This is a genomic window from Cupriavidus oxalaticus (assembly GCF_038900635.1).
Taxonomy (GTDB): Bacteria; Pseudomonadota; Gammaproteobacteria; order Burkholderiales; family Burkholderiaceae; genus Cupriavidus; species Cupriavidus oxalaticus_B.
In genome coordinates, this window is sequence record NZ_JAYMRX010000003.1 from 244,081 (window position 1) to 255,968 (window position 11,888).

The window sequence follows — 11,888 nt, forward strand, 5'->3', positions numbered from 1 at the left end:
GTTTTTGGTGCATCGCGACATTATTTCACATTACAAAAAACGATACCGCAATTTGAAAATTTCACTTGTGTTGCCCAATGGGCTTCCATAGAATCGGTTCGACCCAAGAATGCGGGCGGTAGCCATGCGCCTGCCGCGCGGAGGAGCCGGAACAGGTTCCCCGGCGGCGGCCCGATGCAAGGCGCGGCAGCGCCGACCCCGCAACGGTGCGAGTCAACCCGTAGAGCCCCAAGGCCGGCGCCGGAAGCGCCGGCACGGAAGCACGAATTCACCCAGGAGACAGTCATGTCCGCCGTACCAGAGCAGATTCTCGGCGCATCCAGCGCCAACGACGCCGATCCCCAGGAAACCCATGAATGGCTGGATGCCCTGCAGGGCGTCCTGGCCGCCGAGGGCCCGGCGCGCGCCGCGTTCCTGATCGACAAGCAGATCGAATACGCGCGCGTGAACGGCGTGACCCAGCCGTTCCACGCCGAGACCCAGTACATCAACACCATCCCGGTGGAGCAGCAGGCCCGTATCCCGGGCGACCAGGACGTCGAACACCGCATCCGCTCGTACACCCGCTGGAACGCCATGGCGATGGTGCTGCGCGCCAACAAGCACACCAACGTCGGCGGCCATATCTCCTCGTTTGCGTCGGCGGCCACGCTGTATGACGTCGGCTACAACCATTTCTGGCGCGCCCCCTCGGAACAGAGCGGCGGCGACCTGGTCTTCGTGCAGGGCCACTCGGCACCGGGCGTGTACTCGCGCGCCTTCCTGCTGGGCCGCCTGAGCCAGGACCAGCTCGACAACTTCCGCCAGGAAGTGGACGGCAAGGGTATCTCGTCGTACCCGCACCCGTGGCTGATGCCGGATTTCTGGCAGTTCCCGACCGTGTCGATGGGCCTGGGCCCGATCATGGCCATCTACCAGGCCCGCTTCATGAAGTACCTGGACAGCCGCGGCCTGGCCAAGGCCGGCGACCGCAAGGTCTGGGCCTTCCTGGGCGACGGCGAGACCGACGAACCGGAATCGCTGGGCGCGATCGGCATGGCCGGCCGCGAGAAGCTCGACAACCTGGTCTTCGTCATCAACTGCAACCTGCAGCGCCTGGACGGCCCGGTGCGCGGCAACGGCAAGATCATCCAGGAACTGGAATCCGAGTTCCGCGGTGCCGGCTGGAACGTGATCAAGGTGGTATGGGGCAGCAAGTGGGACGCGCTGCTGGCGCGCGACACCAAGGGCCTGCTGATGAAGCGCATGATGGACTGCGTGGACGGCGAGTACCAGACCATGAAGGCCAAGGACGGCGCCTACGTCCGCGAGCACTTCTTCAATACGCCTGAGCTGAAGGCGATGGTCGCCGACTGGTCCGACGAGGACATCTGGCGCCTGAACCGCGGCGGCCACGACCCGCACAAGATCTACGCCGCCTACAAGGCCGCCAGCGAGCACAAGGGCCAGCCCACGCTGATCCTGGCCAAGACCATCAAGGGCTATGGCATGGGCGATGCCGGCCAGGCCATGAACGTGGCCCACCAGCAGAAGAAGATGCCGGTGGACGCGATCCGCAAGTTCCGCGACCAGTTCAATATCCCGGTGCCCGACGACAAGCTCGAGGAGGTGCCGTACATCACCTTCCCGGAAGGCTCGAAGGAACTGGAATACATGCGCCAGGCGCGCATGAACCTGGGCGGCTACCTGCCGGCCCGCCGCCAGAAGGCCGAAGCGCTGCAGATCCCGCAACTGTCGGCGTTCGATGCACTGCTTAAGGCCACCGGCGAAGGCCGCGAAGTGTCCACCACCATGGCCTTCGTGCGTATCCTGAACACGCTGCTCAAGGACAAGCAGATCGGCAAGCACGTGGTGCCCATCGTGCCGGACGAGTCGCGCACCTTCGGCATGGAAGGCCTGTTCCGCCAGGTCGGCATCTGGAACCAGGAAGGCCAGAAGTACGTGCCGGAAGACCATGACCAGCTGATGTTCTACAAGGAATCGCAGACTGGCCAGGTGCTGCAGGAAGGCATCAACGAAGCCGGCGCCATGTGCGACTGGATCGCCGCCGCTACGTCGTACTCGACGCACGGCGTGCAGATGATCCCGTTCTACATCTACTACTCGATGTTCGGCATCCAGCGTATCGGCGACCTGTGCTGGGCCGCTGCCGACATGCGCTCGCGCGGTTTCCTGCTGGGCGGCACCGCCGGCCGCACCACGCTGAACGGCGAGGGCCTGCAGCACGAAGACGGCCACTCGCACGTGTTCCACGCCGCGATCCCGAACTGCATCTCGTATGACCCGACCTACCAGTACGAACTGGCGGTGATCATGCAGGACGGCCTGCGCCGCATGTACGCCGAGCAGGAAGACGTCTACTACTACCTGACGGTGATGAACGAGAACTACGAGCATCCGGAAATGCCGGCTGGCGTAGAGCAGGACATCGTCAAGGGCATGTACCAGTTCCGCAAGGGCGTCGAGAACAGCAATGCGCCGCGCGTGCAGCTGCTGGGCTCGGGCACGATCTTCCGCGAGGTGGTTGCCGCCGCCGAACTGCTGAAGAAGGACTGGGGCGTCGAGTCCGACCTGTGGAGCTGCCCGAGCTTCACCGAGCTGGCCCGCGAAGGCCAGGCCGCCGAGCGCTTCAACCTGCTGCACCCGGCAGAGGCCCAGCGCGAAGCCTTTGTCACGCAGAAGCTGAAGTCGGCCCGCGGCCCGGTGATCGCATCGACCGACTACGTGCGCGCCTTCGCCGAGCAGATCCGTCCGTTCGTGCCGCGCCGCTACGTGGTGCTGGGCACCGACGGCTTCGGCCGCTCGGATACCCGCGAGAAGCTGCGCCACTTCTTTGAAGTGGACCGCCACTGGGTCACGCTGGCTGCGCTCAAGGCGCTGGCCGACGAGGGCGCCATCAGCCGCGACAAGGTGGCCGAGGCCATCAAGAAGTACAACCTCGACCCGAGCAAGCCCAACCCGATGTCGGTCTGATCCGGCAGCCTGCACCCACCCCCGCAGTACGGCGACGCCGTGCCGCGGGCGCCCCGGCAAACCGCCGGCTGGCGCCTTGCGGCATGGCGGCGTGACAGAAGCGGGCGGCGAAGGTAATCTCGCCGCTTGCGGATGTCGTGCGCGCCGGCCTGCCCAGGAGACACTGAATGAGTCAAGCAATTGAAATCAAGGTGCCGGATATCGGCGACTATGACGCCGTCCCCGTCATCGAAGTGCATGTGAAACCCGGCGACAGCATCAACGCGGAAGACGCGCTGGTGACGCTGGAATCGGACAAGGCCACCATGGACGTGCCCTCGCCGCAGGCCGGCGTGGTCAAGGACGTCCGCATCAAGGTAGGCGACAACGTGTCCGAAGGCTCGGTGCTGGTCATGCTGGAAGCGGCCAACGAGGCCTCTGCAGCAGCGCCCGCCGCGGCCGCAGCGCCTACTCCGGCGCCGGCCGCCGCAGCTCCCGCACCCGCTGCCGCGCCGGCAGCTGCTCCAGCAGCGGCCCCTGCCGCGAGCGGTGGCGGCATCATCGAAGTCAAGGTGCCCGATATCGGCGATTACGATGCCGTGCCGGTCATCGAAGTCCACGTCAAGCCGGGCGACACCATCAGCGCCGAAGACGCGCTGGTGACGCTGGAGTCCGACAAGGCCACCATGGACGTGCCCTCGCCGCAGGGCGGCGTGGTCAAGGAAGTCAAGGTCAAGGTTGGCGACAACGTGTCCGAAGGCACGCTGCTGCTGATCCTGGAAGGCGCCGCCGGCGCTGCTGCAGCGCCGGCGCCGGCTGCCGCGGCGGCCCCGGCACCGGCCGCCGCCAGCGCGCCCGCCCCGGCACCCGCACCTGCGGCGGCCCCGGCTCCGGCAGCAGCGGCTGCCGCCGCGCCGGCCGTCGCTGGCGTAAGCGGCAAGGCCGCCCACGCCAGCCCGTCGGTGCGCAAGTTCGCACGCGAGCTGGGCGTCGACGTGTCGCGCGTGGCCGGCACCGGCCCCAAGGGCCGCATTACCCAGCAGGATGTGCAGAACTACGTCAAGGGCGTGATGACCGGCCAGGCCGCCGCGCCGGCCCAGGCTGCCGCGGCTGGCGGCGGCGGTGGCGAGCTCGGCCTCCTGCCGTGGCCGAAGGTCGATTTCACCCGCTTCGGCGAGGTGGAAAACAAGGCCCTGTCGCGCATCAAGAAGATTTCCGGCGCCAACCTGCACCGCAACTGGGTCATGATCCCGCACGTCACCAACCATGACGAAGCGGACATCACCGAGCTGGAAGCCTTCCGCGTGCAGCTGAACAAGGAAAACGAGAAGTCCGGCATCAAGGTGACCATGCTGGCCTTCATGATCAAGGCCACGGTCGCGGCGCTGAAGAAGTTCCCGAACTTCAATGCGTCGCTCGACGGTGACAACCTGGTGCTGAAGAAGTACTTCAACGTCGGTTTCGCCGCCGACACCCCGAACGGCCTGGTGGTGCCGGTGATCAAGGACGCCGACAAGAAGGGCGTGCTCGAGATCAGCCAGGAAATGAGCGAGCTGGCCAAGCTGGCGCGAGACGGCAAGCTCAAGCCGGACCAGATGCAGGGCGGCTGCTTCTCGATTTCGTCGCTGGGCGGCCTGGGCGGCACGTACTTCACGCCGATCATCAACGCGCCGGAAGTGGCCATCATGGGCGTGTGCAAGTCGTTCCAGAAGCCGGTGTGGGACGGCAAGCAGTTTGCGCCGCGCCTGACGCTGCCGCTGTCGCTGTCGTGGGACCACCGCGTCATCGACGGCGCCGAGGCCGCACGTTTCAACACGTACTTCGCGCAACTGCTGGCGGACTTCCGCCGTATCCTGCTCTAACTCGGCGGCGCGCACCGGCATTGCCGGTGTGCGTCCAAGCCGGACGATAGGAGCGAGCCATGACTACCTGTGTTGTCGTCAAGAAGGGCGCCGAGGTGGCGATCGCGGCGGACGCGCTGGTCACCTTCGGCGATACGCGGCTGTCGCGCGCGTATGAGCGCAACCAGAAGGTCTTTCCGGTCGGTGACGGCTTTATCGCGCTGGCCGGGACGACCGCGCACTTCCCGGTCATGCGCACGCTGCTGGCGGGCCTGGGCGAGGAGTGCCGGCTGGGCTCGCGCGATGACGTGTTCCGCACCTTCCTGAAGGTGCACGAGAAGCTGAAGACGGACTACTTCGTCAACACCAAGGAAGACGAGGACGATCCCTACGAGTCGTCGCAGATCGTATGCCTGATCGCCAATCCGGCGGGCATCTTCGGCGTCTACTCGTATCGCGAGGTGTTTTCGTTCGACCGCTTCTGGGGCATCGGCTCGGGCCGCAACTACGCGCTGGGCGCCATGCACGCGGTGTATGACCGGCCGGACCTGGATGCGGGCGAGATCGCGCGCATCGGCGTCGATGCGGGCGTGGAGTTCGACAAGAGCTCATCGGGGCCGATCGAGGTCCATACGGTGCGGCTGCACGAAGCAGACAATGGCGCAGCGCCGGCGGCGGATGCGGCAACCAACAACGACGACGCGCCCTGAAGCCGAGAGGCGGGCGCGTATTGAGGAGCAAATATGAGTGTGATCGAAGTCAAGGTGCCGGATATCGGCGATTTCGACGCGGTGGAAGTGATCGAGGTACTGGTCAAGGCCGGCGATACGGTCGAGACGGAACAGTCCCTGATCGTGCTGGAATCCGACAAGGCGAGCATGGATGTGCCGTCGTCGGTCGCCGGCAAGGTGGTGGAGGTCAAGGTCAAGGTGGGCGACAAGGTCGGGCAGGGCGCGGTGATCTGCACCGTCGAGGCCCAGGCCGCCGCCGCGGCACCGGCGCCCGCGCAAGCTCCGGCTCCGGCCGCTGCTCCTGCGCCGGCTGCCGCGGCACCGGCTGCTGCGCCGGCCGCCGCAACGCATAGCGGCGGCGCCGATATCCAGTGCGAAATGCTGGTGCTGGGCGCCGGCCCTGGCGGCTATTCGGCCGCCTTCCGCGCTGCCGACCTGGGCATGAACACCGTGCTGGTCGAACGCTACAGCACGCTTGGCGGCGTCTGCCTGAACGTGGGCTGCATCCCCTCCAAGGCGCTGCTGCACAACGCCGCCGTGATCGATGAAGCCAAAGCGCTGGCCGCCCACGGCATCCTGTTCGGCGAAGCCAAGATCGACCTCGACGGCCTGCGCCACTACAAGAACCAGGTGGTCGGCAAGCTGACCGGCGGCCTGTCCGGCATGGCCAAGGCGCGCAAGGTGCAGGTGGTGCGCGGCATCGGCAACTTCCTCGATCCGCACCACATGGAAGTCGAGCTGACCGAGGGCGAGGGCAAGCGGAGCACCGGCAAGAAGACTGTTATCCGCTTCGAGAAGGCCATCATCGCCGCCGGCAGCCAGGCGGTGAAGCTGCCCTTCATCCCGGAAGACCCGCGCATCGTCGACTCGACCGGCGCGCTCGAGCTGCCGGAAGTGCCCAACAAGATGCTGGTCATCGGCGGCGGCATCATCGGCCTGGAAATGGCCACGGTCTACAGCACGCTGGGCGCCGAGATCGATGTCGTCGAAATGCTGCCGGGCCTGATGGGCGGCGCCGACCGCGACCTGGTCAAGGTCTGGGAAAAGAAGAACAAGGACCGTTTCGGCAAGGTCATGCTGAATACCAAGACGGTCGGGGTGGAAGCCAGGCCGGACGGCATCTACGTCAAATTCGAAGGCGAGCAGGCGCCGGCCGACGCGCAACGCTACGACCTGGTGCTCGTGTCGGTGGGCCGCGCGCCCAATGGCAAGCGCATCGCCGCCGAAAAGGCGGGCGTGGCCGTGACCGACCGCGGTTTTATCAACGTCGACAAGCAGATGCGGACCAACGTGCCGCATATCTTCGCGATCGGCGACGTCGTCGGCCAGCCGATGCTGGCGCACAAGGCGGTGCATGAAGCCCACGTGGCCGCGGAAGCCGCGCATGGCGAGAAGGCATTCTTCGATGCCAAGCAGATCCCGTCGGTGGCCTTTACCGATCCGGAAGTGGCCTGGGCCGGCCTGACCGAAGACGAGTGCAAGGCGCAGGGCATCAAGTACAGCAAGGGTGTGTTCCCGTGGGCCGCTTCGGGCCGCGCCATCGCCAACGGCCGCGACGAGGGCTTTACCAAGCTGATCTTCGACGAGGAAACGCATCGCGTGATCGGCGGCGGTATCGTCGGTATGCATGCCGGCGACCTGATCAGCGAAGTGTGCCTGGCGATCGAGATGGGCGCGGATGCGGTGGATATCGGCAAGACCATCCACCCGCACCCGACGCTGGGCGAATCGATCGGCATGGCGGCGGAGATCTACGAAGGCACGTGTACCGACGTGCCGCCGCCGCGCAAGCGCTGAGCGTCCTGCCGCAAGCGTAGAACCCGCCTTCGGGCGGGTTTTTTTTCTCCCTGATAATGCAATTAACCGCCTGGAACAACACCCAACCATAAACGGAGCCAGCAGGGTGGGACGCTGTACAAGCGGGAATGCGGGCAAAAAAAAGCCCGGCCTTTGCAGGCCAGGCTTTAACGATACCTTTGGACAAGGAGACCGCGGTACCGAGGAGACATCTGCAGACTAGGCAGTGCCGCTATCCTCGGTCGGGACACCACCATCATCGTTGGCAAAACGCACCGGAAAGATGCCGCATCGATGCGCTTTGCCAACGGACCGGCCGGAGCCGGTCCATCGTCAAGGCAAACAGCTATCAGGCAACCGTAGCCTTCTTCGCCGTGGCCGTACGGGCCGTGGCGCTGGCTTGCTGGGCAGCCTTGGTGGCGGCGGAAGCAGCGGCCTGGAAGTTGGTTTCAGCGATTTCCACGGCTTGCTTGGTCGCCTTCTGCACCGACTCGTAGGCGTTGTTGGCAGCCGAGATCGCCGACTTCACGATGGCCACGGTCGATTCCGAACCGGCCGGGGCGTTCTTGGCGAAGTTCTCGACCAGCGCCTGCACGTTCTTCGAGCCTTCGGCCAGTTGGGCTTCGGCCACCTTGGTGAACTCGCTCTGGGTTTCCGAAGCGATTTCATACAGGTGACGGGTGTAAGCCAGGGTCTTCTCGGCGACCGGCTGGACGGCTGCGGCCTGCAGGGCCAGCAGTTCTTGTGCGTCCTTGGCCGACAGCGCCTTCTTGGCGTTTTCCACGTTTTCGGCGAAGGTGGTCTTCACGACCTGCAGGTTCAGTTCGACAAGCTTTTCGACGCCTTCAAATGCCTTGGTAGTCAGGCCGAACAGCGTTTCCAGGTTTGCCTTTTGCGCTGCTGCGACTTGTTCCGGGGTCAGGATCATTGCTGGTCTCCAGTGGTGAACTTCAAGGTCAAGCAAAATACAAAAATAAGCCGCCTAGATGTCAGGGCCGTGACGGTGTGTCCCGTGTCGGCCAGCCAAGGCGTATGTGGGTGGTTGTGTGCTGCGCCCGGTGCTTTGATGCGCCGCAACAATTCCAATTCTAGGGAAGCCGGGTTGAATGTCAAGCGCATTTTGTGCGTCGCACAAAAAGATTGTGGCGACGCGCTGGTTTTGTGCCGCAGCAGCCATTTTGGCGGGGCGGCGAGGTATGGTGAGCAGTGCTACCATCGCGGCTTGCCTCGCTGTACGGCTGGCCGCCGCCTGCGAAAACCGACAAGACGTGAACAGAACCGCACAGGCCGATCCATGCTCGCTTTCTACGCCGACCATTTCGTGTTGCCGCTGCCGCCGGGACACCGTTTCCCGATGCGCAAGTACAGCATGCTGCGCGACACGGTCGCAAGCCGGATTCCTGGCCTGCGCCTGGCCGAGGCACCGCGCGCCGGCGACGATGCGCTGCTGCTGGCGCATACGCCGGAATACGTCCAGGCCGCATCCGCCGGCACGCTGGATGCCGCCCGCCAGCGCGAAATCGGCTTCCCGTGGTCCGAAGCCATGGTCGAGCGCTCGCGGCGCTCTGCCGGCGCCACCATCGAGGCATGCCGGGCGGCCTTGCGCGAAGGGGTTGCCGTGAACCTCGCCGGCGGCACGCATCACGCATACGCCGACAAGGGTGGTGGCTTCTGCGTGTTCAACGACGCCGCCATTGCGGCGCGGGTGCTGCAGCGCGACGGTGACGTGCGCCGCGTGGCGGTGGTCGATCTCGACGTGCACCAGGGCAACGGCACGGCGTCGATCCTGCAGGGCGACCCCTCCGTGTTCACGCTGTCGCTGCACGGCGAGAAGAACTACCCGTTCCGCAAGGAAGCCAGCGACCTCGACGTCGGCCTGCCGGACGGCTGCGACGACGACAGCTATGCCAATGCGTTGCAGGCAGCGCTGGATACGTTGTTCAGCCGCTTCGCGCCCGACCTGCTGATCTACCTGGCCGGCGCCGATCCGCACGAGGGCGACCGGCTCGGGCGGCTCAAGCTGAGCTTCGCTGGCCTGGCGCGGCGCGACCAACTGGTATTCGACGCCGCCATGGCGCGCGGCCTGCCGGTGGCGGTGGCGATGGCCGGTGGCTACGGCAACCAGATCGAAGACACGGTCGCGGTCCACGTGCAGACCGTGCGCCTGGCCGCGCAATACCATGCCCGCCACGGCGCGCTGGCGGCGGTGTCATGAGCGCCGCGGCGGAACCTGGACGCGCGGCTGGCACCGGCACCCGGCAGACGGCATGGGTGGCGGCGATGCCGTGGCTGTTCGTGCTGATCTGGAGCACTGGCTTTATCGTCGCCAAGTACGGCATGCCGTATGCGGAACCGATGACATTCCTTTTCCTGCGCTTTGTCGGCGTGCTGGTGCTGATGGTGCCGTTCGTGCTGCTGGCAGGCGTGCCGTTGCCGCGCGCGGGGGGCACGACGCATACCGACTGGCGCATGGTCGGCCATCTTGCCGTGGCCGGCTTGCTGCTGCAGGCTGGCTACCTTGGCGGCGTGTGGGCGGCAATCAAGCTCGGCATGCCGGCCGGCGTGTCGGCGCTGATCGCGGGCATGCAGCCCATCCTGACCGCGCTGATCGCCGCGCGGCTGGGCGAACGCATCAGCGGGCGCCAGTGGCTGGGCCTGCTGCTGGGCATCGCCGGGGTGGCGCTGGTGGTGGCCAACAAGCTCGGCACCAGCGCGCTGACGCCGGCCAGCCTGGCTCTGGCGGTTGGCGCGCTGCTCAGCATTACCGTCGGCACGGTCTACCAGAAGCACTTCTGCCCGGTGTTCGACCTGCGCATGGGATCCGTGATCCAGTTCGGCGCCGCCGCGCTTGCCTGCCTGCCGTTCATGTTCCTGTTCGAGACCCGCGACGTGCAGTGGGCCGCCGCCATGATCGGCGCGCTGGCGTGGTCGGTGGTGGCGTTGTCCATCGGCGCCATCTCGCTGCTGTTCCTGCTGATCCGCCAGGGCGCGGCGACCAAGGTGTCGAGTCTCATGTACCTGACGCCACCGACCACTGCCGTGATGGCCTGGCTGCTTTTCGGCGAACGCTTCCCGCCGCTCGCCGCCGCCGGCATGGTGCTTGCTGCGTTTGGGGTGGCACTGGTCATCCGCAGGTAGCGCTGGCGCGTTCGTGTCGCAGGTGCGAACGCGTCAACGGTTGCCCCGGCGCACTCCGTTTCCGTTTTCCGATCTCGCCCAGTTCCTTCCTCGCCCCATGAAGCCACAAGCCGATCCGCGCAGTGCCTATCCGTACTTCCAGCCGATCACGACACGTTGGATGGATAACGATGTCTATGGCCACGTTAACAACGTTGTCTACTACAGTTATTTTGACACCGTGGTGAATGCCTACCTGATCCGGCAGGGAGCGCTCGATCTCGAGTCGGGCAAGACCATCGGGCTGGTGATCGAGACGCAGTGCAATTACTTCTCGTCGCTCAGCTTCCCGGAGACCGTAGTCGCAGGCTTGCGCGTCGCCAGGCTCGGGACGTCGAGCGTGCGCTATGAGGTCGGCCTGTTCAGCGGCGACAACGAGGTTGCCGCCGCGCAGGGGCATTTCATCCACGTCTATGTCGATCGCGCCACGCGCCGGCCGGTACCGCTGCCGGCGCCGCTGCGCGAGGCGCTGCTGCCGCTGGCGGTCGCAGGCGCGCAAGGGTGAGGCGGGGCAATGGAGACGAACAAGATGTCCCTCGAGATGCAACCGGGTTCGCAGGACGCCGTGGCGTGCGTGGATCGTGCGATCCTGACACGGCGTTCGGTGCGGGCCTTTCTCGATACGCCCGTACCGCGCGAGACCGTGGAAGACATCCTGGCCGTCGCCAGCCGCGCCCCCTCCGGCACCAATACGCAGCCATGGCGGGTCTACGTCCTGTCGGGCGAAGCGAAGGCGAAGCTGTGCGCCGATGTGCTTGCCGCTTACGACGACCCCGAGCGCGACATCAAGTACCTGGAGGAATACCCGTACTATCCCCGCGAATGGGCCAACCCCTACCTGGCGCGGCGGCGCAAGGTGGGTTGGGACCTGTACGGCCTGCTTGAGATCAGCCGCGAGGACAAGGCGCGCATGCACGAGCAGCACGCGCGCAACTTCCGTTTCTTCGATGCGCCGGTCGGCATGATCTTCACCATCGACCGGATCATGGAGCAGGGCAGCTGGCTTGATTACGGCATGTTCCTGCAAAGCATCATGGTTGCCGCACGGGCGCGCGGGCTGGATACCTGCCCGCAGGCGGCGTTCACGCAGTTCCACAAAGTCATTGCCAGTCACTTGCTGCTGCCGGCGGAGGAAATGGTGGTGTGCGGCATGTCGTTGGGATTTGCCGATCCGGACGCGCCGGAGAATCGCCTGGCCACCGAAAGGGAGCCGGTGAGCGGGTTTGCGCGTTTCCTCTCATAGAGAGGTTTGTATCAATGTGTAACGATTGCTGCCGATATACAGAGCGAGTTGCCGTATTGGCCACGATTGTTACTGGGGTGAGCAAGGCGGAGCGAATGCAGTTCGTTTGCGAACATGACCTATGGTCAACTTTTCCCACCATGTGGA

9 protein-coding genes are annotated in these 11,888 nt (G+C 65.5%); 8 read left to right on the forward strand and 1 reads right to left on the reverse strand.

Annotated elements, in window-relative coordinates; translation table 11 throughout:
• Window positions 1–285: 285 nt before the first annotated feature.
• The 4 genes from aceE (at window position 286) to lpdA (ending at window position 7,321) form a co-directional block, all read left to right on the forward strand.
• Entirely contained in the window at window positions 286–2,973 is a 2,688-nt protein-coding gene (gene aceE, locus VSR71_RS07805) for a pyruvate dehydrogenase (acetyl-transferring), homodimeric type (RefSeq protein ID WP_342913322.1), read from the forward strand.
• 167 nt (window positions 2,974–3,140) lie between these two features.
• Window positions 3,141–4,814: a dihydrolipoyllysine-residue acetyltransferase gene (aceF, locus tag VSR71_RS07810; protein ID WP_342913323.1), complete on the forward strand. Its 1,674-nt coding sequence runs from the start codon at window positions 3,141–3,143 to the stop codon at window positions 4,812–4,814.
• 59 nt (window positions 4,815–4,873) lie between these two features.
• A complete protein-coding gene (locus tag VSR71_RS07815) occupies window positions 4,874–5,503 on the forward strand; it encodes an MFS transporter (protein ID WP_342913324.1) in 630 nt (209 codons plus the stop codon).
• Between the two features lie 33 nt (window positions 5,504–5,536).
• Window positions 5,537–7,321, forward strand: coding sequence for a dihydrolipoyl dehydrogenase (gene lpdA, locus VSR71_RS07820; RefSeq protein WP_342913325.1), 1,785 nt, complete (start codon window positions 5,537–5,539; stop codon window positions 7,319–7,321).
• 349 nt (window positions 7,322–7,670) lie between these two features.
• On the opposite strand, the gene phaP1 is transcribed toward lpdA, so the two are convergent.
• Window positions 7,671–8,249, reverse strand: a complete 579-nt coding sequence (phaP1, locus tag VSR71_RS07825; protein ID WP_133096799.1) for a TIGR01841 family phasin PhaP1 — start codon at window positions 8,247–8,249, stop codon at window positions 7,671–7,673.
• 366 nt (window positions 8,250–8,615) lie between these two features.
• Here phaP1 and VSR71_RS07830 point away from each other — a divergent pair, with 366 nt between their 5' ends.
• The 4 genes from VSR71_RS07830 to VSR71_RS07845 all read left to right on the forward strand — a co-directional run bounded on the left by VSR71_RS07830 (window position 8,616) and on the right by VSR71_RS07845 (window position 11,741).
• Window positions 8,616–9,536 (forward strand): histone deacetylase, encoded by a 921-nt coding sequence (locus VSR71_RS07830; RefSeq protein ID WP_342913326.1) that lies wholly within the window; start codon window positions 8,616–8,618, stop codon window positions 9,534–9,536.
• Window positions 9,533–10,459, forward strand: coding sequence for a DMT family transporter (locus VSR71_RS07835; RefSeq protein WP_342913327.1), 927 nt, complete (start codon window positions 9,533–9,535; stop codon window positions 10,457–10,459). The genes VSR71_RS07830 and VSR71_RS07835 overlap by 4 nt, the downstream gene beginning before the upstream one ends.
• A gap of 97 nt (window positions 10,460–10,556) precedes the next feature.
• Window positions 10,557–11,003: a thioesterase family protein gene (locus VSR71_RS07840; RefSeq protein WP_342913328.1), complete on the forward strand. Its 447-nt coding sequence runs from the start codon at window positions 10,557–10,559 to the stop codon at window positions 11,001–11,003.
• A gap of 24 nt (window positions 11,004–11,027) precedes the next feature.
• Window positions 11,028–11,741 carry a nitroreductase gene (locus tag VSR71_RS07845; RefSeq protein ID WP_342913329.1) on the forward strand — a complete coding sequence of 238 codons (714 nt, stop codon included), beginning with the start codon at window positions 11,028–11,030 and terminating at the stop codon, window positions 11,739–11,741.
• Window positions 11,742–11,888 lie beyond the last annotated feature (147 nt).